General features: G+C 69.8%; 18 protein-coding genes and 2 pseudogenes. 9 read left to right on the top strand and 11 right to left on the bottom strand.

The window, feature by feature from the left end; translation table 11 throughout:
• Nucleotides 1-21: 21 nt before the first annotated feature.
• On the bottom strand, nucleotides 22-672 hold the full coding sequence (locus ACW7G5_RS05190; RefSeq protein WP_457002389.1) for a DUF998 domain-containing protein: 651 nt from the start codon (nucleotides 670-672) through the stop codon (nucleotides 22-24).
• A gap of 101 nt (nucleotides 673-773) precedes the next feature.
• On the opposite strand from ACW7G5_RS05190, the gene trxA reads away from it, so the two are divergent.
• The 3 genes from trxA (at nucleotide 774) to ACW7G5_RS05175 (ending at nucleotide 4,258) form a co-directional block, all read left to right on the top strand.
• The gene (trxA, locus tag ACW7G5_RS05185; RefSeq protein WP_457002388.1) at nucleotides 774-1,658 is read left to right on the top strand and encodes a thioredoxin; all 885 of its coding nucleotides are present in this window, start codon (nucleotides 774-776) and stop codon (nucleotides 1,656-1,658) included.
• 2 nt (nucleotides 1,659-1,660) lie between these two features.
• Nucleotides 1,661-2,131 carry a DUF4442 domain-containing protein gene (locus ACW7G5_RS05180; RefSeq protein WP_457002386.1) on the top strand — a complete coding sequence of 157 codons (471 nt, stop codon included), beginning with the start codon at nucleotides 1,661-1,663 and terminating at the stop codon, nucleotides 2,129-2,131.
• 75 nt (nucleotides 2,132-2,206) lie between these two features.
• Nucleotides 2,207-4,258, top strand: coding sequence for a bifunctional serine/threonine-protein kinase/formylglycine-generating enzyme family protein (locus tag ACW7G5_RS05175; protein ID WP_457002385.1), 2,052 nt, complete (start codon nucleotides 2,207-2,209; stop codon nucleotides 4,256-4,258).
• Between the two features lie 5 nt (nucleotides 4,259-4,263).
• On the opposite strand, the gene ACW7G5_RS05170 is transcribed toward ACW7G5_RS05175, so the two are convergent.
• Nucleotides 4,264-5,652 carry a DEAD/DEAH box helicase gene (locus ACW7G5_RS05170; protein WP_457002383.1) on the bottom strand — a complete coding sequence of 463 codons (1,389 nt, stop codon included), beginning with the start codon at nucleotides 5,650-5,652 and terminating at the stop codon, nucleotides 4,264-4,266.
• Nucleotides 5,653-6,063: 411 nt separating this feature from the next.
• On the opposite strand from ACW7G5_RS05170, the gene ACW7G5_RS05165 reads away from it, so the two are divergent.
• Nucleotides 6,064-8,142, top strand: coding sequence for a M13 family metallopeptidase (locus ACW7G5_RS05165; protein ID WP_457002883.1), 2,079 nt, complete (start codon nucleotides 6,064-6,066; stop codon nucleotides 8,140-8,142).
• A 246-nt stretch (nucleotides 8,143-8,388) separates the two neighbouring features.
• Nucleotides 8,389-10,392 (top strand): M13 family metallopeptidase, encoded by a 2,004-nt coding sequence (locus ACW7G5_RS05160; protein ID WP_457002381.1) that lies wholly within the window; start codon nucleotides 8,389-8,391, stop codon nucleotides 10,390-10,392.
• A gap of 53 nt (nucleotides 10,393-10,445) precedes the next feature.
• Here the strand turns inward: ACW7G5_RS05160 and ACW7G5_RS05155 are convergent, their stop codons facing one another.
• Both ACW7G5_RS05155 and ACW7G5_RS05150 read right to left on the bottom strand, forming a co-directional pair.
• Nucleotides 10,446-11,111 carry a rhomboid family intramembrane serine protease gene (locus tag ACW7G5_RS05155; protein ID WP_457002379.1) on the bottom strand — a complete coding sequence of 222 codons (666 nt, stop codon included), beginning with the start codon at nucleotides 11,109-11,111 and terminating at the stop codon, nucleotides 10,446-10,448.
• A gap of 67 nt (nucleotides 11,112-11,178) precedes the next feature.
• Nucleotides 11,179-11,514: an MGMT family protein gene (locus ACW7G5_RS05150; protein WP_457002377.1), complete on the bottom strand. Its 336-nt coding sequence runs from the start codon at nucleotides 11,512-11,514 to the stop codon at nucleotides 11,179-11,181.
• A gap of 42 nt (nucleotides 11,515-11,556) precedes the next feature.
• Between ACW7G5_RS05150 and ACW7G5_RS05145 the strand changes: the two genes are divergently transcribed.
• Nucleotides 11,557-11,967, top strand: coding sequence for a hypothetical protein (locus ACW7G5_RS05145; RefSeq protein ID WP_457002375.1), 411 nt, complete (start codon nucleotides 11,557-11,559; stop codon nucleotides 11,965-11,967).
• Between the two features lie 7 nt (nucleotides 11,968-11,974).
• Here ACW7G5_RS05145 and ACW7G5_RS05140 read toward each other — a convergent pair whose 3' ends face one another.
• Together ACW7G5_RS05140 and ACW7G5_RS05135 are read right to left on the bottom strand one after the other, a co-directional pair.
• A complete protein-coding gene (locus ACW7G5_RS05140) occupies nucleotides 11,975-13,102 on the bottom strand; it encodes an anion permease (RefSeq protein ID WP_457002373.1) in 1,128 nt (375 codons plus the stop codon).
• A gap of 9 nt (nucleotides 13,103-13,111) precedes the next feature.
• Nucleotides 13,112-13,738: a DUF47 domain-containing protein gene (locus ACW7G5_RS05135; protein WP_457002372.1), complete on the bottom strand. Its 627-nt coding sequence runs from the start codon at nucleotides 13,736-13,738 to the stop codon at nucleotides 13,112-13,114.
• Between the two features lie 273 nt (nucleotides 13,739-14,011).
• Here ACW7G5_RS05135 and ACW7G5_RS05130 point away from each other — a divergent pair, with 273 nt between their 5' ends.
• Complete coding sequence (locus ACW7G5_RS05130) at nucleotides 14,012-15,319, top strand: hemolysin family protein (protein WP_457002370.1); 1,308 nt, start codon at nucleotides 14,012-14,014, stop codon at nucleotides 15,317-15,319.
• Nucleotides 15,312-15,935: an exopolysaccharide biosynthesis protein gene (locus ACW7G5_RS05125; RefSeq protein WP_457002368.1), complete on the top strand. Its 624-nt coding sequence runs from the start codon at nucleotides 15,312-15,314 to the stop codon at nucleotides 15,933-15,935. Before ACW7G5_RS05130 ends, ACW7G5_RS05125 begins: the two co-directional genes overlap by 8 nt.
• Before the next feature lie 30 nt (nucleotides 15,936-15,965).
• On the opposite strand, the pseudogene ACW7G5_RS05120 reads toward ACW7G5_RS05125, so the two are convergent.
• The 4 genes and pseudogenes from ACW7G5_RS05120 to ACW7G5_RS05105 form a co-directional block, all read right to left on the bottom strand.
• Nucleotides 15,966-16,706, bottom strand: a pseudogene (locus tag ACW7G5_RS05120) (putative bifunctional diguanylate cyclase/phosphodiesterase); the annotation flags it as partial.
• Between the two features lie 75 nt (nucleotides 16,707-16,781).
• Nucleotides 16,782-17,495: pseudogene (locus ACW7G5_RS05115) on the bottom strand (diguanylate cyclase domain-containing protein); the annotation flags it as partial.
• A gap of 596 nt (nucleotides 17,496-18,091) precedes the next feature.
• Nucleotides 18,092-19,000 (bottom strand): phosphate/phosphite/phosphonate ABC transporter substrate-binding protein, encoded by a 909-nt coding sequence (locus ACW7G5_RS05110; RefSeq protein WP_457002366.1) that lies wholly within the window; start codon nucleotides 18,998-19,000, stop codon nucleotides 18,092-18,094.
• Nucleotides 19,001-19,071: 71 nt separating this feature from the next.
• Nucleotides 19,072-19,875, bottom strand: coding sequence for an RNA methyltransferase (locus ACW7G5_RS05105; protein WP_457002364.1), 804 nt, complete (start codon nucleotides 19,873-19,875; stop codon nucleotides 19,072-19,074).
• A gap of 85 nt (nucleotides 19,876-19,960) precedes the next feature.
• Here ACW7G5_RS05105 and ACW7G5_RS05100 point away from each other — a divergent pair, with 85 nt between their 5' ends.
• Complete coding sequence (locus tag ACW7G5_RS05100; protein WP_457002362.1) at nucleotides 19,961-20,785, top strand: inositol monophosphatase family protein; 825 nt, start codon at nucleotides 19,961-19,963, stop codon at nucleotides 20,783-20,785.
• A 135-nt stretch (nucleotides 20,786-20,920) separates the two neighbouring features.
• Here the strand turns inward: ACW7G5_RS05100 and secF are convergent, their stop codons facing one another.
• The gene (secF, locus tag ACW7G5_RS05095; protein ID WP_457002360.1) at nucleotides 20,921-21,886 is read right to left on the bottom strand and encodes a protein translocase subunit SecF; all 966 of its coding nucleotides are present in this window, start codon (nucleotides 21,884-21,886) and stop codon (nucleotides 20,921-20,923) included.
• Nucleotides 21,887-21,899 lie beyond the last annotated feature (13 nt).

Genomic DNA, 21,899 nt, shown 5'->3' with positions numbered 1-21,899 from the left:
AGCAAAACAGGGCCGTCAAGCCTACCGCAGTGGACGATGCCACCGCCATGCGCCGCCGGATCCGGCAAGGCCGACGCAGGCGATCCATGCGAACCAGCAGGCGAACGCCGCGCGCTGCGCCAAGGGCGCCGGCACCAGGTCGGCGGCAAGCCACGCCAGGCTGAAAACGAGGGCGCCCGCGATGAAATGGCCGGCGGCCGCACGCCATCTGCACATCCGCAACGCCGCCATGGACAGCGCCGTCGCCGCCGCCGCGAATGCGATGCCCCACAGTCCCCAGGCCACGCCGTGCAGGCGGCCCCGGCCGGCATCGGGCGCGGAGCCATCAAGCGGCAACAGGCCCTGTGCCGCGAACGCCAGCGCTGCGAACAGCGCCATTGTCCAGCCCAGGCGCGCAGACAGCGGTGCCGAAGGCGGCAGCCCGCCGCGACGATGCAGGGCGACGAACGCCGCCAGCAACCCGGGAAACAGGAATCCAAGCAGGTTGAACGCGGTCGCACGCGGAACGCCGGCAGCTCCCAGCAGTGCCACCGGATAGTGCAGTTGCCCGTAGCCGGTGAGCGCGGCACCGAAGCCCGCGAGCGCCAGCGCGAAGCAGATGCCCGCGGCAAAGCCCGCCGCACATCGCGCCCTGGTCCCCGGTGCCCGGGATGCTTCCACTGCTTCGATCATGCGCACGCGGGCTCCTGGCAAGGCCCGGCATCCTCGCCTCCCGGGCTTGCAATCGGCAAGCGCTGGCACAATCTCCGGTTCATCGCATACCGGATCGCGCAATGTCCCCCGAACACGCCAAACCCCACGTCCTCGATGTCACCACCGACAACTTCGAAGCCGAAGTCCTCGATCGTTCGCTGCAGACGCCGGTCCTGATCGACTTCTGGGCGGAATGGTGTGGGCCGTGCAAGACCCTCGGTCCGGTGCTGGAAAAGCTCGCCGCCGACTACAACGGTGCCTTCCTGCTGGCCAAGGTCGACGTCGAGAGCGAGCAGCAGCTTGCCGGCGCGTTCCAGATCCGCTCGATCCCGACCATCATCCTGGTCAAGGACGGGCAGCCGGTCGACGGCTTCCCCGGCGCGCTGCCCGAAGGCGAGCTGCGCGAGTTCCTCGCCCGCCACGGCATCGTGCCCGCCGACGCCCCGGCGGATGCCGATGCCGCGGCCGATGCGGAACCCGTCGCGCCCGTCGACCCGCAGGCGGAAGTCCAGCGCCTGCGTCGCGAAGTCGAGGCCGCGCCGGACAATGACGGCCTCAAGCTCGACCTGGCCGTCGCCCTGCTTGCCACCGGCGCCACCGCCGAGGCCGGCCCGCTGCTCGACGGGCTGCCGGCCAACCTCGCCACCGACGACCGTGCCCTGCGCGCGCGTGCCGCGCTGGGCTTCGCCGCCCTGCTCCGCGACGCACCCCAGGCAGCCGTGCTCGAGGCCGCGCTCGCCGCCGATCCCGCGGACCTGCGCGCGCGCCACCTCCTTGGTGCCCATCACATGGTCGCCGGCCGCCACGAGGCCGCGCTGGAGGAATTCATGGCCATGCTGCGCCACGACCGCGACTTCGACGACGGCCTGCCGCGCAAGGCGCTGATCGAAGCCTTCCGGGTGATCGACGACCCCGGGCTGGTCTCGCGCTACCGCAGGCAGATGTCGGCACTGCTGCTGTCCTGAGCGTGCGCGCATCGACCCTGCGCCGCGGCATGAACGCGTGGCCACCGTTCCTGTTCGCCGGCATCCGCATCACCGCGATCAGCGACGACTTCCGCCACGCCCACGTGGAGCTGCGCCAGCGCTGGTACAACCGCAACTACGTCGGCACCCACTTCGGCGGCAGCCTGTTCGCGATGACCGATCCGTTCTGGATGCTGCTGACCATGCGTTCGCTGGGGCGTGACTATTACGTCTGGGACCAGGCCGCCGAGATCCGCTTCCTCAAGCCCGGCCGCGGCACCGTGCATGCCGGCTTCGATCTCGGCGATGAGGTGCTCGACGCGATGCGCACCGCCACCGCGACCGGAGCCAAGTACCTGCACTGGTTCGACACCCAAGTGCGCGACGCGGACGGAGATGTCGTCGCCGCGGTGCGCAAGCAGGTCTACGTCCGCCGCAAGCCGGCCAGCCAACCCTCCGACGCAGGCCCGTGACCGGCGTCGCACCGGCGTTCATCACATCCCGACGCGGGGGCGCTATCCTCGTCCACGCCTGAGGGGGGTCGGGACATGCACGACAGGACACGCAGCGCGGACACGCCGTTGCCCGACATTGCCGGCTACCGGATCAACCGGGTAGTCGGCGCCGGCGGCATGTCGACGATCTATGTTGGCGAGCAACTTTCGCTCAACCGCGAGGTGGCGATCAAGGTGATGCTGCCCGAAGCGCTCGGCGATGAAGTCAGCCGGCGCCGCTTCGAGAACGAAGCCCGCACCATCGCCCGCCTCGACCATCCCAACATCGTCGGCATCCATGACGTCGGCCGCACCCGCGACGGGCTGCCCTATTACTCCATGCCCTACCTGGCCCGCGGCCACCTGGGGCAGCGCGACCTGCGCGGCGACGAAGCCGCGACGCGCGAGATCCTGCGCAGCCTGCTGTCGGCGCTGCAGTACGCGCACTCGCGCGGCATCGTGCACCGCGACGTCAAGGCCGAGAACGTTCTCTTCGACGACACCGGCCGGCCCCTCCTGGCCGACTTCGGCATCGCCCTGCGGCGCGGCTACGGCTCGCGCGTGACCACCGCCGGCCTGGCCGTGGGCAGCACCGCCTACATGCCGCCCGAACAGGCGCGCGGCGAAGGCGTGGATGCCCGCGCCGACCTCTACAGCGTCGGCGTGCTGGCCTGGGAGATGCTGCTCGGGGCCCTGCCCTACAACGCCGCCGACGCGCTGTCGATGGCGGTGATGCACGTGCAGGATCCGATCCCGCGCCTGCCGCGCGGATTGCGCCATTGGCAACCGTTCATCGACCGCGCGCTGGCCAAGTCGGCGGGACACCGGTTCTCCGACGCGGCACAGATGCTGGCCGCGCTGGATCGCGTTCCAGCCGCGGAGCGACGCGGTGCTGGCGGCCTGCTTCGCGATCTCGGCGCCCGGCTCGGCGCCCTGCCCGCCCGCGCATGGGCGGCTGCCGGCCTGCTGGCCGTGGGCAGCCTCGGCGCCGGGCTGTACTTCGAGCATCGCAGCGACTCGCCCGGCTTCTATCGCGCCAACGCGACAGGCGATGCCGCCACCGCCGGCAATCCGGTGCCGGCCCGCCGCCCGGCAACGCTGCTGGGCAATCCCGACGATGCACTCCTGCGCGCCGCACCCGCGTCCGAAGCCGAGCGCTTCCTGGTCCTTGCCGAGCGGCAGCTGCGCGCCGGCAAGCTGACGTCGCCCGCGGGCGACAACGCCTACACCAGCCTGCTCGATGCCTGGCAGGCCGACCCCAACCACCTCCGCCTGGCGCCGGCGATCGACGCCATGATCACCACCCTGGGCGAAAGGGCCGCACGCGACTTCGCATCAGGCCGCACCGACCCGGCCCGCACCAGCATCATGCAGGCGAGCCAGCTGGCGTCGCGGACCGCGCGCGCGGACGGTCCGGCCTTGCGCAAGGCCAAACAGGGCATGGACAAGGTGGTCGCTGCGCGGGTGGAGCACGCCGCGGCCGATTTCGATCGGGCCGCCGGCCTCGACGCGGTCGAAGCCGCGCGCCGCATGGGCCTGGAAGCCCCGGCGCTCGCTGCGCTGGAGAAGCGCGCACGAGCCATTCCCATCCCGGGCGAACGCCTGGGCGGGCCCGGTATCGACATGGTCCTGGTGCAACAGGGTGGCATCCGCGTGGGCGCGATGCGCCGCCTGGTCAGCCGCGATGAGTACGCGGCCTTCGCCGACGCAACGCGTCGAGAGCCCGCGCGCTGTCGCGAGCGGGCATCGCTTTTGCGCATGCTTGCGCCGCGCAACTGGCGCTCGCCCGGGTTCGACCAGCGCGGAGCCGACCCCGTGGTCTGCGTGTCGTGGGACGACGCCAGCGCCTATGCGGCGTGGCTCGGCAAGCGCGATGGCCTGGCGTATCGCCTGGCCACCGCATCGGAATGGAGCCGCCTGCCGACAACCGCTGGCGACCGCCGCATCTCGGAATGGAACATCGACTGCAGCGGCAGCTGCGCGCAGCGCGTGGTCAGCGGTGCCGGCTGGCGCAACGAAGGCGCCGCCGGCCCCGAGGCCCACGAAGCCGAGCGTGGCTTCGACGATCTCGGCTTCCGCCTGGTCCGCGACCTCGGCGGCGGTTAGCGCGCTCAGGCGCTGGAGCCGCTCCTGCTGCCGCCGTGGCCACGCCCGCCGCGTCCGCGGGTGCCCGGTGCCTTCGGCCCGGCGTGGGCATGCGCCATCGCCGGCTGCGCCTTGCCATGGCCACCCTGGCGGTAGCCGGGCTTGGCGCCCGGGGCCCGCGGCGGACGCTGGCCGCCGGGACGCGGCGCGCCCTGGCGCTGGCCGCGACCACCCTGAGGCGGCATCGGCGCATCCAGCCGGATCGGCCGGCTCGGCTCATAGCCGGGCACCACATCCATCTGGATCTCGGCCTTGAGCATCTTCTGGATCTGGTTCAGCAGCCCGCCCTCCTCCGGCGACACCAGCGACAGCGCCTCGCCGGTCGCGCCGGCACGGCCGGTGCGGCCGATGCGGTGCACGTAGTCCTCGGCCACCATCGGCAGGTCGTGGTTGATCACCAGCGGCAGGTTGGGGATGTCCAGGCCGCGCGCGGCGACGTCGGTCGCGACCAGGATCCGGGCACGCCCGGCCTTGAACGCGTCCAGCGCCTTCTGCCGCTGCGCCTGGCTCTTGTTGCCGTGGATCGCGACGGCCGGCAGGCCGGCGGTCTCGAGCTGCTCGGCCAGGCGGTTGCAGCCGTGCTTGGTCTTGCCGAACACCAGCACCCGATCGGTGTGGCGGGCGGCGAGGATGTCGATCAGCAGGTCGCGCTTGCTCCCGGAATCGACCGGGTGCGCGCGATGCACGATGGTGTCGGCGATGCTGGTGCGGTTCGCCACTTCGACCTGCTTGGGCGACTGCATGTAGTCCAGCGCAAGCGCCTTGATGCGCGGCTCGAAGGTGGCCGAGAACAGCAGCGTCTGCCGCTGCTTGGGCACCCGCCCGATGATCCGCTTGATCGACGGCAGGAAGCCCATGTCGAGCATGCGGTCGGCCTCGTCAAGCACCAGCACCTCGACTGCGTCGAGCTTGGCGTGGCCATTCTCCATATGGTCGAGCAGGCGCCCCGGGCAGGCGACGAGGATGTCGACGCCGCGGCGCAGGTTGTCGATCTGCGGCTGCATGCCGGCACCGCCGAAGATGGTGGTGACGTTCAGGCGCAGGTGGCGGCCGTAGTCCTTGATGCTTTCGGCGACCTGCACCGCGAGCTCGCGGGTCGGCACCAGGATCAGCGCGCGCGGCTTGCGCGGGCCCTTGGGCGGGGTTTCCTTCGCCAGCCGCTGCAGCATCGGCAGGCCGAACGCGGCGGTCTTGCCGGTGCCGGTCTGGGCGGCGCCGAGCACGTCATGCCCGGCCAGCACGAGCGGGATGGCCTGCTCCTGGATCGGGGTGGGAATGGTGTAGCCGCTCGTATCGAGCGCGCGCAGCAGCGCGGACGAGAGCCCGAGGGTCTCGAAGGTCCGGGTATCGGACATGGATTTGAACTCCTGGTTCGCAGCTTGCCCGGCGCTTTCCGTGAACCGCGCGGCGGACAATAATTTTGACGGCCACCGGAGATGTCCGGGGCCGTGTCTGCGCGACGAGAGACGTGCGGGAGTTAAAGGGCCGGGCCGCCTGGGGCGACCGCGGCTGGGCAATGACCGGATAACGGACTGCCGTGCGCCAACCCCGCCATCATACGGCAGAAAGATGAATGTGGGAGGAGCATGATCGATGGCGGCAGCCATGCCCGCTATGACCCGCCATGACCTTCTGCACCCCCGACAACGGGAGTGCAGGCGTAAATTCAGGGGCCGGCCCGCTCGCGTGGCCGATCCATCCCATCACCCATGCCCACCAGGGCGGAGTTCGCCGTGAGCCATTTTTCCAAGTCCGCACCCAAGTTCCTGCTGTTGTCGCTGGCCGTTGCCACTGCGGTGGCCGGTTGCCAGCGCGACGCCGCGACCGAAACCGCGGCCGTCGACGCCCCGCCCGCCGCCACCGCCGCGTTCACCCTCGACGAATCCACGCTTCCCGGCGTCAACAGCTTCATGGCCAGCGACTTCGACCCCAATGGCAACGCCTGCACCGATTTCGGCGCGTACGTGAACGGTACGTGGCTCGCGGCCAACCCGGTCCCCGGCGACCGCACTTCATGGGGTGCCTTCGAGATGCTCGACGAGCGCTCGCAGGCGATCCAGCGCCAGCTGGCCGACCAGGCCGCGGCGGTTGAAGGCGCGACCGGCGTCAACAAGATCGTCGGCGACATCTGGTCGACCGGCCTCGACGCGGAGGCAATCAACGCCCAGGGCATCGCGCCGCTGGAATCCGAGCTTGCCGCCATCGCCGCGCTCGACGCCCCGGCGGCGATCGCCGACTACCTGCGCAGCAGCGCGGCCAAGGGCCAGTTCACCATCTTCGGTTTCGGCCCCGAGGCCGACTTCATGGATTCGTCCATGAACATCGCCTACGCCTTCCCGGGCGGCCTCGGCCTGCCCGACAAGACCTACTACTTCGACGCTGACAAGAAGGACAAGCTCGAGGCCTACCAGGCGCACGTCGCCAAGGTCCTGGAGCTCTCCGGCGTGCCCGCCGCCGAGGCCACGAGCCAGGCCGCGGACGTGGTCGCGTTCGAAACCCGCCTGGCCAAGGTGTCGAAGTCGAGCGAAGAGATGTCGCGCGATGTCGGCCTGTTCTACAACCCGGTCAGTCCGGCCGACGCCGACGCGCTCGCACCGGACTTCGCCTGGACCACGTTCTTCGAATCCCAGGGCCTGGAGATCCCGGAGAAGTTCTCGCTCGCGATCCCTGAGTTCCACTCCGAGGTCAGCAGCATGATCGCCGACGTCGACCCCGCGACCTGGCAGTCCTACCTGCGCTTCCATACCGTCGACGGCGCCTCGCCCTACCTCGCCGACGCTTTCGCCGAAGAGAACTTCAATTTCTACTCCGCCACCATGCGCGGGCAGAAGGAAATGAAGGAGCGCGGCAAGCGCGTGCTCGACACCATCGGCCAGCAGACAGGCGAGGCCCTGGGCCAGATGTACGTCGACGTCGCGTTCTCGCCTGAAGCCAAGGAGCGGATGGAATCCCTGGTCACCAACCTGAGCGAGGCGCTGAAGCTGCGCATCGAGAACCTCGACTGGATGTCCGACGAGACCAAGGCCAAGGCCATGGAGAAGTGGGCCAGCTTCACGCCCAAGATCGGCTACCCGGACAAGTGGCGCGACTGGTCGGGCCTGGAGACCTCGCGCGACAGCTACATCGGCAACGTGCTGGCCGCCAACGAGTTCAACTACAAGTGGATGCTGGGCAAGATCGGCAAGCCGGTCGACAAGACCGAATGGGCGATGCCGCCGCAGATGGTCAACGCCTACTACAACCCGCTGGCCAACGAGATCGTGTTCCCGGCCGCGATCCTGCAGCCGCCGTTCTTCGACGCCGAGGCCGACGATCCGCTCAACTACGGCGGCATCGGCGCGGTGATCGGGCATGAAATGACCCACGGCTACGACGACCAGGGCAGCCGCTTCGATGCCAGCGGCAAGTTCCAGAACTGGTGGACCGAGGCCGATGCCAAGGGCTTCCTGGGACGCACCGACAAGCTGATCGCCCAGTTCAACGACTACGAGGCCGCGCCCGGCCTGCACGTCAACGGCAAGCTGACGCTCGGCGAGAACATCGCCGACCTCGGCGGCCTGGCCACGGCCTACGACGCGATGAAGAAGGCCACCGCCGGCAGCGAGGACCCGATGATCGAGGGCCTGTCCCGCGACCAGCGCTTCTTCGCCAACTGGGCCACGGTGTGGCGCCGCAATTTCACCGACGAGGAGTTGAAGGTGCGCATCGCCACCGACCCGCACGCCCCGGCGAACTTCCGCGCGATCGGCGCGCCCTCGAACCTGCCGGCCTTCGCCGCTGCGTTCCAGTGCACCCCCGGCAGCGCCATGGTCCGCGAAGGCGAGTCCCAGGTCGTGATCTGGTAACGCAGCACACGCACTGCGAAAAAGGCCCGGCCCATGCCGGGCCTTTTTTTGTGGCGCTAATCCCGATTGCGTGGGGCTTGCGGTTGATTTCGGACAGGCCGGGGGAGCACACCCCCTGTGTGCGGGACGGGCAGCGCGGACCCCCGTCGCGGTTCGCCGCCCCGATTCCTGTTCGCGGCCGGGGTGGTTGTCTTTACGCGCCCGCCCACTTGCTAGACTGCCTCCGCCCTTTCGCCGGATCCAACGATGCCCAAGTACGCCCCGCTCGCCTTCGCGCTCACCGCCAGCCTCGTCATCGGCCTGGTGTCCCCGGATGCCGAAGCACAGCGCCGCGCCTCGCGCGCACCCGCAGGCCCCACCGCCTGCGGCGACTTCGACGCCTTCGCCAACCAGGCCTGGCTGGCCGCCAACCCGGTCCAGGACGCCGGCGCGGTATCCGCGCTGGGCCAACTGCAGGCGCGCGTGCTCGAGCAGCAACGCGAACTGCTGTCCACGGCGATGAACGCCCCGCAGGGCCCCGTGCAGACGCTGCTCGGCGACTTCTGGGCCAGCGGCCTTGACCAGGCCGCGGTCGAGGCCGACGGCGCCCGGCCCATCGCGCCCCTGCTCGACCGCATCAACGGAATCAAGCGCGCGAAGGACATCCCGCCGGCGATCGCCGCACTGCACCAGGTCGGGATCCCGGTGGTGTTCAACTTCAGCGCCGACCTCGACCTGGCCGACCTCGACCGCCACATCGGCTACTTCGCCCAGGGCGGAACGGGCCTGCCCGACCCCGCGTACTACACCCGCGAGGACGCGGATTCCCGCGCCGTGCTGGGCCTGTACAACAGCTACGTGCAGAAGATCCTGGCGCTGACCGGCACCGCCGAGGCCGACCTCGCGGCCGAGGCGCAGGCGGTCATCGACATCGAGACGCGCATCGCGCGCGCATCGCTGCCGGTGGCCTCGCTGCGCGACCCGCGCAGGAACTACGCGCTGGTGCCCACCGAAGGCCTGGACAAGGCGTACAAGCGCCTGCAGCTGTCCGAGTTCCTGGCCGCCCAGGGCGTCGCCGACGACAGCGTCTCGATCGCCAACCCCGAACTGTTCACCGCCCTCGACGGCATCGTCGGCAGCCTCAAGCCGGCGCAGTGGAAGACCTACCTGCGCTTCCACGTGGGCGACGCGATGGCGCCCTACCTGTCCAAGGGCTTCCGCGACGCCTCCTTCGACTTCCGCGGCCGCGTGCTGCGCGGCGAGGCCGCGCAGCCGTCGCGCGAACAGCTGGTCCTGCAGGCGATCAACCACGCCGCCGGGCAGATGCTCGCGCGCGAGTACGTCGCCCGCTACCTGCCGCCGGCCAGCCGCAGCCGCGCCGAAGCGGTGGCCGGGGACGTCCGCGACGCCCTCATGCGCGCGGTAGAACGCGCGCCGTGGATGGACGATGCCACCCGCGCCGAGGCGGTCGCCAAGGTCAAGGGCCTGGGCATCGAGATCGGCGCGCCGGTGCGCAACATCGACTACACCGTGCAGCCCATGGGCCGCGGCAGCTTCGGCGGCAACATGCTGATCGCCTCCACCTGGCACCACCGCGAGGAGATGCGGCGCATCGGCCGCGGCAATGCCCAGCGCCGTTGGCCGGTGCTGCCGCAGGAGCCGGCGCTGGCCTACGACGCCGCCCACAACCGCCTGCTGGTGTCGGCCGCGATGCTGCAGCCCCCGGTGCTGGACATGTCGCTGGACGGCGCCGCGCATTACGGCGCGTTCGGGGCCCTGGTCGCGCACGAACTCGGCCACGCCGTGGACGGCAAGGGCCGGCACGTCGATTCCCGCGGCGAGATCCGCGACTGGTGGACGCCGGGAACGGCGACGGCCTGGACCGACCGCCTCAACGCGCTCGCGGCGCAGTACGGGAACTACGACTATCCGGGGCTGTCCGGGCGCAAGCTCGACGGCACCAGGACCGCCGACGAGAACGCCGCCGACGTCGCCGCGGTCGAGATCGCCTGGGACGCCTTCAGCCACGCCATGCCCGAGGCCGGCGAGGACGGGAAGAAGGCCTTCTCCAACGCATGGGCCGGTGTGTGGAGCGAGCAGGTGTCACCCGCGGTCGCCGAGCAGCGCGCCGGCACCGCCGTGCAGGCGCCCGGCAAGTGGCGCATCAACGGCCCCCTGTCCAATCTGCCCGCGTTCGCCACGACCTGGGGCTGCAAGGCAGGCAACGCCATGGTCCGCAAAGAGGAAGACCGCGTCGGCGTCTGGCGCTGACGCCGGCCTGCCTCACGGCGCGCCGCGGCCCATGGGCGCGGCGCGGAGGTGGCTCAGAAACGCCGCGCCGGGGGCCTGCGGCGCGAGCCGCGGCCGAAGGGCGGCTGGCCGCGCCAGTAGCGGATCAGCAGCCAGCCGAACAGCATGCCGCCCAGGTGTGCGAAGTGGGCCACGTTCGGCTGCCGGCCGGTGATGCCCATCACCAGCGTGATCACGCCGAAGACGATGGCGAGCGTGCGCGCCTTCATCGGGATCGGCGGGATCAGCAGCATCACCCGCTGGTGCGGGAACAGCATGCCGTAGGCCAGGAGCAGGCCGAACACGCCGCCCGAGGCACCCAGCGTCGGGTAGGGCTGGCCGCCCTGGGCCAGCGTCCAGCTCACGATGCCGAGCTGGCACAGCCCCGCGCCGACCACGCAGACCAGGAAATAGGTGAGGAAGCGCCTGGGGCCCCAAGTGTATTCAAGCTGCGCCCCGAACATCACCAGCGCCAGCATGTTGAACAGCAGGTGCGCCAGGTCGCCGTGCAGGAAACCGTAAGTGACCAGCTGCCACGGCCAGAAGCCCGGCACGCCGGCCATCCTCATGAACGCGTCCACCCCGGGCGGCCACAGCATCAGCGACGCGAAGGCCGCACTTCCGAGCAGGCTCTGGAGCAGGAAGACGCCGGCGTTGGCGATCAGCAGGCCCTTGGTGACGGGCGGCAGGTTGGTGAGCATTCGGGGTCCTTGCGCGTGCACCGGCAATGATAGCGTTTACATCGCGCGGCCCGGCCGCCGGAAGCCGCTAGCCCGGCCCCCAGACCTGCGCGTCCAGCGAAGTCGCCCTGCGCGCGGACGCGCAGGCGCGCCCGGCGGTGACCGCCACGCCTTCGGCCCGCAGGCGCCGCACCTGCTCGTCCCACGCCGCCGAGCCCTGCGGGAACGCGATCCGCCCGTCGCTGCGCAGCACCCTGTGCCACGGCAGCGCGGGATCGTCGCTGCCGGCAAGGAGCTTCGCCACCCAGCGCGCACGCCCGGGAAGCCCTGCGCGGCGCGCGACCTCGCCGTAGCCGGCGACCTCGCCGCGCGGGATCGCGCGGACGGCGGCGAGGATGCGTTGGGCGGGGTCCGGAAGCGCCATTGCGCTAGGATAGCCATCCCGTCCGCCCCCGCGGGAGCCCGCATGCAGAACTTCGATCAGGTCCGCCGCCAGCTGGCAGTGGACGGCTTCCGGACCACCGTCGACGAAGCCTTCGTGATCGGCGTCGAACTCAGCCTCGACGATGGCCGCCGCCACCAGGCGATCTTCCTTTCCGAACTCCACGACGACGACCGGCGCTGCTACCTGCGCGTGAGCACGGCGGTGGCGCCGATCACCGGCGTCGACGCGCGGCGCGCGCTCGCGTTCAACTGGGACAGCCGCGTGGGCTACCTCGCCATCGGCAAGCTCGACGACGTGCCCTACCTTCAGCTGTGCGAGAACCGCCCCTACGAGGGCCTGGACGCGGCCGAACTCGGCCGGCTGGTGCTGGAGATCGGCGGCATGGGCGACCGCCTGGAACGCCTGCTCAGCGCCGACGGCGACCTGCTCTGAGCCCGGCTCACAGCCAGCCCAGCCAACCGAGCAGCCGATAGAGCCCGTAGGCGATGCCGCCCGACATCGGGATCGTCAGGATCCAGGCGCCGATCATCTTCTCGACCACGGTCCACTTGATGGCATTGAGCCGCTTGGCCGTGCCCACGCCCATGATCGCGGTCGAGATGTTGTGCGTCGTGGACACCGGGATGCCCAGCGACGAGGCCGCCAGGATTACCGACGCCGCGCTGGTTTCCGCCGCGAAGCCGTGGATCGGATGCAGCTTGACCAGCTTGTGGCCCAGGGTCTTGATGATCCGCCAGCCGCCGGCGGCGGTGCCCGCGGCCATCACCAGCGCGCAGGTGAACTTGATCCAGAGGTCGATGTCGCCCTCGGCCAGCGCGCCTTCGGACGGATGCAGGAAGGCCAGCCAGCTCGGAAGCGCGTCGAGCGTGCCCGCCGACTGCGCGCTCACCAGCGCCAGGGCAATGATGCCCATGGTCTTCTGCGCATCGTTCATGCCGTGGGCGAAGCCCATGCCGGCGGCGCTGACGATCTGCGCCTTGCCGAAGAAACCGTTCACCCAGCGCGGCCGCGCGATGCGCGCCAGCCAGCCGCCGCTGCGCGCCATCATCGAGATCACGAAAAACAGGACGCCCATCATCAGGAAGCCGGCGGCGAAGCCCAGCACCGGCGAACTGACCATCGGCACGACCACCTTCCACAGCACGCCGGCGCTCTGCCAGGCGGGCTCCGCGGGCTGCGACCAGATGATCGCGTCCCAGTTGTTGGACGTGGCCGCGAGCGCCGCGCCGATCAGGCCACCGATCAGGGCGTGCGAGGACGATGACGGCAACCCGAACCACCAGGTGATCAGGTTCCAGGTGATGCCGCCCAGCAGCGCGCACAGGATCAGCTGCGAGCCCACCTCGACCACGCCGGCGTCGATCAGCCCCGAGGCGATCGTCTTCGCCACCGCGGTGCCGGCCAGCGCACCGATCAGGTTCATGCTTGCCGCCAGGCCCACCGCCTGCATCGGCGTCAGGACCTTGGTCGCGACCACGGTGGCGATGGAGTTCGCCGTGTCGTGGAACCCGTTGATGTATTCGAACGCGAGCGCGACCAGGATGACGATCAGCACCAGGGTGAGCATGGGCTGGCCTCAGCTGTTCTTGAGCACGATTTCGTAGGCCACCACGCCCGCCTCGCGGCAGCGGTCGATGGCCTTCTCGAGGATCTCGAAGAACTCCTTGAGCAGGAACATCTGCTGGGCGTCGAGCCGGCCGGAATAGAGGTCGCGGTAAAGCTCGAGCATCAGCCGGTCGGCCTCGTTCTCGAGCGCGCGCAGTTCGTCGTTGAGCGCCTTCATCGGCTCGAGCTTCAGCTGGCGCAGCTGCTTCACCATCTTCAGCACCACGCCGGCGGCCTGCTCCAGCATCGCCGCGCGCGGCGCGAAATCGATGTGCTCCAGGTGTTGCGTGGCCAGCGCGTAGCGGTCGGCGAACTTCTCGATCTGCTTGGGGATCTTGTAAAGCGCCGAGCCCAGGGCCTCGATGTCCTCGCGCTCGATCGGGGTGATGAAGCTGTCCACCAGCGCCTGGCTGATCTTGTTGGATGCCTCGCGCTCGCGCAGGCGGGCCAGCTTGAAGGCGTCCAGCGCCGGTTGGCGGTCGGCCTCGCGCAGCATCTGGTGGAGCGCCACGGCGGCGTCCTGTGCGGCCTGGGCGGCCTCCTCGAGCAGCGTGTAGAACTGCTTGCCTTGGCCGAACATGGTCTGCAGGGAAAACATGGGCGCGTCGCCTCGTCGGGAATGCGGGGTCCGCGCGTGGCCGGCGGACGCGGAATTATGACCGCATCGTGACAATCCGCCCACCCCGGATGCTCCAGTCGCCCGTGGGCTGCCTGCTATGATCGCCCCGCGCCGCCCGGCGCACCCTGTTTCACGGACCACCATGGACGACGACCCTAGATCACCGCAGCGCTGCCCGCGCCCCTGCCCCGCCGCGCTGCCAAGCCCCCGCACCGCCGATCGCCACCGCCCCGGAACCGCGGGGGTGGCGCAATGATCGAGCTGCTCATCGTCGCCGCGCTGATCGTGCTCAACGGCTTCTTCGCGATGTCGGAGATGGCGCTGGTGACCGCGCGGACGTCCCGCCTGCGCCAGCTGGCCGAGACCAGCCGCGGTGCGCGCGCCGCCCTGAAACTGGCCGAGCACCCGGACAACCTGCTCTCCACCGTGCAGATCGGCATCACCCTGATCGGCGTGCTCACCGGTCTCTTCGGCGGCGAGGCCATCGGCCTGCAGGTCGCCGACTGGGTCCGCGGCCTGGTGCCTTCGGCAGCCGAGTACGCGCGCCCGATCGGCATCAGCACCGCGGTCGGCATGATCACCGCCGGTACCGTGATCTTCGGCGAGCTGATCCCCAAGCGCCTGGCCCTGACCAATGCCGAGACCATCGCCAGCGCGGTGGCGCTGCCGCTGGAAGCGCTGGCCACCGTCGCCAAGCCCGTGGTGTTCGCCCTGGGTTCGATCAACCGCGCCGTGCTGCGCCTGCTCGGCATCAAGGACGACGAGCGCAACGCGATCTCCGAAGAGGAAATCCGGATGCTGGTCAGCGAAGGCCACGCCCAGGGCGTGATCGATGCCGACGAGCGCAACATGATGAACCGGGTACTGCACCTGGGCGACCGCGACGCGCACAGCCTGATGACGCCACGCACGCGCATCGCCTGGCTCGACGTCTCGGAGAGCTTCGAGGACAACCTCGCGACCATGCGCGAAACGCCGTTCTCGCGCTATCCCGTGTACCTGGGCAGCGACGACCAAGTGGCCGGGATCCTCGAAGTCAAATCGCTGATCGACCGCTTCCAGGAGGGCGAGTTCGACCTGTTCGAGCAGCTGCGCGAGCCGCTGTTCGTGTCGGAATCGACGCCGGCGATGAAGCTGATCGAGATCCTGCGCGAAGAGCAGCAATCGCTGGCCCTGGTGGTCGACGAATACGGCGACGTCACCGGCATCATCAGCGTCAACGACGTGCTCGAGGCGGTCATCGGCCGCACCTCCAGCGGCGAAGGCGCGGATTCGCATCCACTGGTGGTGGCGCGCGAGGACGGCTCGCTGCTGGTCGACGGCGCGCTGGGCGCCGATTCGCTGCGCGAACTGTTCGATGGCAAGCCCCTGCCCCACGCCGACGAGCACGACTACAACACCGCCGCCGGCATGACCATCGCCCATTTCGGACGCATTCCCAGCGCAGGCGAGCACTTCGAATGGGCCGGCTGGCGCATCGAGGTGGTCGACCTGGACGGCCCGCGCATCGACAAGCTGCTGCTCCAGCGGGTCGCGGGCAACCCGCCGGGCGATGGCTGAGCCGGATCCGCCGCGTGCCACCGCGCGCGCGGTGCTGGCGGCCCTGGCCGCCGGCCCCGCCGACGACGTGGTCACCCTGCGCTCGGTGACCGAAGGCCTGGGCGGCAGCCTGTTCGGCATGCTGCTGTTCATCGCCACCCTGCCCGCCTTCCTGCCGATCCCCGGCGTCGCCGGTGCGCTCAGCGGCCCGCTGGTGAGCGTGATCGGGCTGCAGCTTCTGGTGTGCATGCGCCGTCCCTGGCTGCCGCGCATGATCGCCGAGCGCGGCCCGAAGCGCGGCACGCTGGCGCGCTTCGAGCATCGCGTCTCGCCGTGGCTGAGGCGGCTGGAGCGCGTCATCCGCCCGCGCCTGCCCGGGATGATCGACCATCCCGCGGCGAACATGGTCACCGGCCTGCTGCTGCTCCTGCTCGGAGTGCTGCTGGCGCTGCCGATCCCGTTCACCAACTATGTGTTCGGCGTACTTCTCTTGGCCTATGCGCTGGCCCTGCTCGAACGCGACGGCGCACTGATGCTGGTCGCCTGGGGCGCGGGCCTTGCCGCGGTCACGTTCTTCGGGATCACCGGCGGCACGCTTGCGGCACTGGCCACCGAATGGGTCGATCGCCTGCTGTAGCGCGACCTGCGGGCACGCGCTCCGCCGGGCTCAGGACAACAGGCCGCGGAAGTCGTGCACGTTCATCGGATAGCCAAGCCAATAGCCCTGCGCAAGGTCGCAGCCGCGTTCGCGAAGCACTTCGTACTGGCCTTCCTTCTCCACGCCCTCGGCGACCACGGTAATGCCGAGCGAATGCGCCATGGCGATGATCGCCGTGGTCAGCGCCAGGTCGTCCGGATCGCGGAGCACGTCGGCGATGAAGCTGCGGTCGATCTTGACGCCGTCCACCGGCACCCGGCGCAGGTGGCTCAGCCCCGAGAAGCCGGTGCCGAAGTCGTCCAGCCAGACCTTGACCCCCGCATCGCGCAGGCGCGCAAGCAGGCTGCTGACGCGCAGTTCGTCGCCGATCACCGCGGTCTCGGTCAGCTCCACGTGCAGGCCGTCGGCCGGCAGCCCGGTCTCGGCCAGCGTCTGCTCCACCTGGGCCGCGAGGTCGCCGTTGCGCAGCTGTCGCGGCGAAACGTTCACCGAGACGAACAGGCCCGAGTCCGGGAAGTCGCGGCGCCATTGCATCGCGTCCCTGCAGGCCATGCGCAGCACCTGCGGGCCGATGGTTTCGATCAGGCCGCTCTGTTCGGCAACGTCTATGAACACCGAAGGCGCGATCGTGCCGCTCTCGGGATGGTGCCAGCGCAGCAGCGCCTCGGCGCCGACCAGGCGCCGGTCCTCCAGCCGGTAGACCGGCTGGTACGCCAGGCTGAGTTCGCCGCGCTCCCAGGCCCCGCGCAGGTCCTGCTCCATGCTCACCCGGCGCTCCACGGCCTGGTCCATGGCACGGCTGTAGAAGCGGTGGCAGTTCTTGCCCGCGACCTTGGCCTGGTACATGGCGATGTCGCCATTCTTCATCAGCATGGTCGCGCCGGCGGCATCGTCCGGGAACAGGGTGATCCCGATCGAGGTGCCGAGGAACACCTGGCGCCCGCCGACCACGATAGGCCGGCTGAGCTCCGCCACCAGGGTATCGGCCAGGCGACTCGCTTTTTCGCGCATGCCCGCGGCATCGCTGCCCGCGGACTCGACCAGGATCACGAACTCGTCGCCGCCAAAGCGCGCCAGCACCGCGCCGTCGCCGCCCAGGCGGTCGACCGTCTCGCGGATGCGGTTGGCGAACTGCACCAGCACTTCATCGCCGGCGTCGTGGCCAAGGGTGTCGTTGATGCGCTTGAAGTCGTCGATGTCGGCGAACAGCAGCGCCAGCTGGTGGCCGGCTCCGTGCAGTTCCATCAACCGGCGGTCCAGCGACTCGCGGAAGGCAAGCCGGTTGGCGAGGCCGGTGAGCGCATCGGTGTACGCCATGCGCCGCATGTCGCGGTCGTGGCGGGCGATGCTTTCGCGCATGTGGCCGAAGGCCCGAACCAGGTCACCGACCTCGTCCGCACGCTTGCTGTCGGGCAGCTCGGCGACGAAATTCCCGCCTTCGATCTCACGCGCGGCGTCCGCCAGCTGCCGCACCGGGCGGACCAGCGTGCGTTGGACCAGGGCACCCAGGCCCACGGCCAGCAGTACCAGCCCGGCCATGAGGGCCGCGATCCAGCCGGCATGGCGCTGGCCGATGACGGCCAGTCGCTCGGCCATGCCGGTGACGGCGCGCTGCTCGTCGGCCTTCACCGACGCCAGCGAGTAGCCCACCCGCAGGCCGCCCAGGCGGACATCGCCGATATACAGCGGGACCGCGACATCGAGCACCGTGTCGCTGGCCTGGATATGCGGTGCGCGCGCGGTCACCGCCTCGAACGCCATGGCGTCATCCATCACCTGCCCGTAGCTGCGGATGTCGCGCGAGCCATCGTGGACGACCGTACCGTCGTTGTCGTAGACCACGGCATAGGCGACATCGGGCTGCTTGAGCACGGCCCGCAGCAGCACTCCGATCTCGTCCAGGTCGAAGTAGTAAAGCGGGTTGACCAGCCCGGTGGCGAGCTCGACCCCGACCGCCTCGGAGCGCTCCGCCAGGCGGTCGAAGGCCAGCGCATGCATGGACTCCTTGCCCAGCTGCAGCACTTCGTTGCGCATCACGTCCTGGCGGTGCAGCAGCATCGCGACCACGGCAAGCACAACCAGCAGCGCCATCACCAGGGCGGCCAGGAAGCGTGCGTACAGCCCGCTTGCGGGCTTCATTCAAGCACCTCGGCGACGCGGGCGACGCCAGCCCGGAGCGCGTCCAGCGACCGGCGCGTCTGTCCGTCGACCGGCATGAAGCGCGTGGTGCCGAAGAAGCGTTGCAGGGCTTCGCTTGCGGCGGGGTCGTTGGCGGCGCCGGCCAGCACTTCGCGCAGGCGTCCGGCGACCGCCGGATCGAGGTCTCCGCGCACCACCTCCAGCGCCCGCGGGTAGTCCTTGCTGGCGTGGAAGCCCACCAGGTCGCGGCGGTAGCTTTCGGGCATGTTCTGGAAATCGACGTTGCTGAAGGCGCCCGCATCCACCAGGCCCTTGTGCACCCAGCTCGAGATGTTGAACTCGGAGCGCGCGAACAGGTAGCCCACGGAACCCTCTGCCGCACGGTCGAACGGCGACAGCAGGATCTCCATCGGCATGCCGAGCGCGATCACCTCCATCGCCGGCACGTAGTAGGCACTGGTGGAGCTCGGGTTCTGGAATGCGAGGCTGCGCCCGTGCAGGTCGCCGAGGCTTTCGATCCCGCTGTCGCGGCGGGCGAAGAAGACCGTGTGGTAGGCGCCGATACCGCCGCGCTCGGTCAACAGGATCGCCTTCGCGCCGGCGCGCGCTTCGAGCGCCATCGCCCCGGCCGAGGTCTCGGTGACCCAGTCGACGCGGCCCCGGCGCAGGTAGCTTTCCATCTGCCTGGCATCGCGCGCCATGAGTATCCGACCCTCGCGGATACCGACATCGCCCATCCTCTCCACGACGTAGTCGAGCATCGGCTTGAGCTGGTCATAGTGCGCGGCCGGGTCGTCGCTGATGCGCCCAAGCACGAGCACACCGGGTTCGGTGGCGGCAACGGGAGCACACAGCGCGAGCGATGCGGCCAGCGCGGCCAACAGCTGGCGAAGGCGGCGGGACATCGCGATTCGGGTAGGACCCCGCTTGCAGAAGATGCCGCAGCGTAGCGGAAAACATGATCGCCGGCACACTTTCACGCGTCCCCGCCGCCTGCTCCGCCCGCCAGCCGCGCCATGCGCTGGGCATCGGCAAGTACTCCACGCAGCAGACGCAGCTCGCGTTCGTCCATGTCGCAGCGCAGGAAGATCCGCCGCAGCTTGCGCAGCGCCGAGTGCGGCGCGCGGCCCTTGTGGAAGTCGATCGCATCAAGCGTATCGCCAAGCTGGCCGAAGAAGCCTTCGAGCTGGGCATGGCTGGCCGGGGGATCGCGCCTGGCACCGTCGCCCTCGCCGTCCCCGCCGGACGGCGAACCGCGCTCCAGGGCTGCCACCCGCAGTTCGTAGGCCAGGACTTGCACGGCCGCGGCCAGGTTCAGCGAGCTGTAGTCCGGGTTGGCGGGGATATGCACCGCGGCGTGGCACAGCTGCAGCTCGTCGTTGTCCAGGCCGGTGCGCTCGCGGCCGAACACCAGCGCCACGTTCGCCCCACGATCCGTGGCCTCGAGCAGGCGCGCGGCCCCGGCACGCGGCGCGAGCTCTTCAAGCTGGATGCGGCGACTGCGCGCGGTACACCCCAGCACCAGGCTGCAGTCGGCCACGGCCTCGGCCAGACTGCCGACGATGGGCGCAGCGTCAAGCACATCGTCGGCACCGGCGGCCATGGCCACCGCGTCGGCATGCGGATAGCGCTCCGGCGCAACCAGGACAAGCCGCTGCAGCCCCATGGTCTTGATGGCGCGGGCAGCCGAACCGATGTTGCCCGGATGCTGGGTGCCGACCAGGACGATGCGGATCCCGCCGGTCGGCTGCGTGGTGTTCGCGATGTGCGCGGTGTTCATGGGCGCAAATGGTAAACTGTGCGACGGCCTCGAGCCGACTGTTCTTTCCCCCTGCCGCCCACACCAACGCCGGAGTCCGCCTGCGATGCTACAACCTGCCGTCAACATCATGGTCAAGGCGGCCCGCGCCGGTGGCAACATCCTCCTGCGGCACATGCACAAGCTCGATGCGATCAACGTCGTCGAGAAGGACCGCATGGATTACGCCAGCGAGGTCGACCGCCTGGCCGAGGTCGCCGTGGTCAAGGAGCTGCGCCGCGCCTATCCCGAATACGCCGTGCTTGGCGAGGAAGGCGGCGAGCAGAAGGGCAGCCAGGGCGCCAGCCGCTACACCTGGGTGATCGATCCGCTGGATGGAACCAGCAACTACCTGCGCGGCTTCCCGCACTGGTGCGTCTCGATCGCGCTGTGCGAAGGCCCCGAGCCGCTGCATGGGGTGATCTTCGATCCGCTGCGCAACGAACTCTTCACCGCCAGCCGCGGCGGCGGTGCGCAGCTCAATGAAAAGCGCATCCGGGTGGCCGACCGCAAGGACCTCCCCGGCAGCCTCATCACCACCGGTTTCCATCCGCGCGAGCGTTCGCGCACGGCGGCGCAGTTCGACTGCATGCGCCAGGTGCTGTCGGTGGCGGAAGACGTGCGCCGCACGGGTTCGGCCGCGCTCGACCTGGCCTACGTGGCCGCAGGTCGCACTGACGGCTATTTCGAAGCCGGCGTGCAGGCCTGGGACATCGCCGCGGGCGTCCTGCTGGTGCGCGAGGCCGGCGGCAAGGTCACCGACTACAAGGGTGCCGCGATGGGGCCGTTGCACATCGCGATGAACAGCCGCCAGGTAGTGGCCGGCAACATCCGCGTGGCCGAAGCCCTGCAAAAAACCGTCGTCGCCTCGGGCTACGCCGCGGCGTTCTGATCGCCGCGCCAGCGGCCCCGACTTTGCCCTGAGCAGCAGCTACAGCTGCGACCCGCCTCGCCTCACCCTGCAGGAGCAGCTATAGCTGCTCCTACAGGTGTCTGGTTGTTGCTGAGCGGGCGCGGCACGCCGGCATCAGGGCCGGCGCGCGAGCTCCGCGTCGTCGCGCGCCTTGGGCAGCAGGTCCTGCTTGGTGACCTTGAGGAAGCCCATGCTCAGCAGCGGACAGGCGACCAGGATCGACGACAGGGTCCCGATCACGATGCCGAACATCATCGCCAGCGACATGCCTTCCAGCGAACCGCCGCCGTAGAGGAACAGCGCCAGCACGGTCAGGAAGGCCACCACCGAGGTGATGATCGTGCGCGACAGCGTCTGGTTGATCGACGCGTTCAGCACCTCCATCGGCGGCGCGCGCATGCTGCGGAAGTTCTCGCGCACGCGGTCGAAGACCACGATGGTGTCGTTGATCGAGAAGCCCATCACCGACAGCAGGCCGGCGAGCACGGTCAGGTCGAATTCCTGGCCGCTGATCGCGAACCAGCCTGCCACGATCAGCACGTCGTTGAGGGTGGTGACGATGGCCGCGACCGCGAACTTCCACTCGAAGCGGAAGCCGATGTAGATCAGGAAGCCGACAACCACGAACAGGATCGCGTACAGGCCGTTCCAGGCCAGGTCGCGACCCACCTGCGGACCGACGAAGGCGCTGCTCTGGATGGTTGCGGGATTGCCGCCGGCCGACGCCGCTTCCAGCACTTCATCCGCGGTGCGCGCCGTACCGTCTGCGCTGTTCTCGCCATCCCGCGGCTGCAGCCGCACCAGCAGGTCGCTGCCGCTGCCGAAGGTCTGCACCTGGGCACCGGCGTAGCCGGCATCGGCCAGGCGCTCGCGCACGCCGTCGACATCGGCCGGCTGTTCGAAGCGCAGCTCGACCACCGTGCCGCCGGTGAAGTCGAGCGCGTAGTTGAAGCCCTTGCCGGCGATCGCAGCGATCGTGGCGACGGTGAGCAGCGCGAACACCGCCACCGACACCCAGCGCAGGCGCATGAAGTTGATATTGGGGGTGGCCGGGATCAGGCGCAGGGGAAAAATGTTCATGTGTGGTATGCCC

Source organism: Luteimonas sp. A501, assembly GCF_054052085.1.
The sequence above is the reverse complement of the archived record's forward strand: the minus strand, read 5'-3'. Positions and strand labels throughout refer to the sequence as shown.

Coding starts and splice junctions, on each gene's coding strand:
- ACW7G5_RS05150 (WP_457002377.1), bottom strand. CDS start 11,514: ATGGCGCTTCCGGACCCCGCCCAACGCATCCTCGCCGCCGTCCGCGCG.
- ACW7G5_RS05110 (WP_457002366.1), bottom strand. CDS start 19,000: ATGTCCCGCCGCCTTCGCCAGCTGTTGGCCGCGCTGGCCGCATCGCTC.
- ACW7G5_RS05160 (WP_457002381.1), top strand. CDS start 8,389: ATGCCCAAGTACGCCCCGCTCGCCTTCGCGCTCACCGCCAGCCTCGTC.
- trxA (WP_457002388.1), top strand. CDS start 774: ATGTCCCCCGAACACGCCAAACCCCACGTCCTCGATGTCACCACCGAC.
- ACW7G5_RS05170 (WP_457002383.1), bottom strand. CDS start 5,652: ATGTCCGATACCCGGACCTTCGAGACCCTCGGGCTCTCGTCCGCGCTG.
- ACW7G5_RS05140 (WP_457002373.1), bottom strand. CDS start 13,102: ATGCTCACCCTGGTGCTGATCGTCATCCTGGTCGCGCTCGCGTTCGAA.
- ACW7G5_RS05190 (WP_457002389.1), bottom strand. CDS start 672: ATGATCGAAGCAGTGGAAGCATCCCGGGCACCGGGGACCAGGGCGCGA.
- ACW7G5_RS05145 (WP_457002375.1), top strand. CDS start 11,557: ATGCAGAACTTCGATCAGGTCCGCCGCCAGCTGGCAGTGGACGGCTTC.
- ACW7G5_RS05100 (WP_457002362.1), top strand. CDS start 19,961: ATGCTACAACCTGCCGTCAACATCATGGTCAAGGCGGCCCGCGCCGGT.
- ACW7G5_RS05175 (WP_457002385.1), top strand. CDS start 2,207: ATGCACGACAGGACACGCAGCGCGGACACGCCGTTGCCCGACATTGCC.
- secF (WP_457002360.1), bottom strand. CDS start 21,886: ATGAACATTTTTCCCCTGCGCCTGATCCCGGCCACCCCCAATATCAAC.
- ACW7G5_RS05155 (WP_457002379.1), bottom strand. CDS start 11,111: ATGCTCACCAACCTGCCGCCCGTCACCAAGGGCCTGCTGATCGCCAAC.
- ACW7G5_RS05135 (WP_457002372.1), bottom strand. CDS start 13,738: ATGTTTTCCCTGCAGACCATGTTCGGCCAAGGCAAGCAGTTCTACACG.
- ACW7G5_RS05125 (WP_457002368.1), top strand. CDS start 15,312: ATGGCTGAGCCGGATCCGCCGCGTGCCACCGCGCGCGCGGTGCTGGCG.
- ACW7G5_RS05130 (WP_457002370.1), top strand. CDS start 14,012: ATGATCGAGCTGCTCATCGTCGCCGCGCTGATCGTGCTCAACGGCTTC.
- ACW7G5_RS05105 (WP_457002364.1), bottom strand. CDS start 19,875: ATGAACACCGCGCACATCGCGAACACCACGCAGCCGACCGGCGGGATC.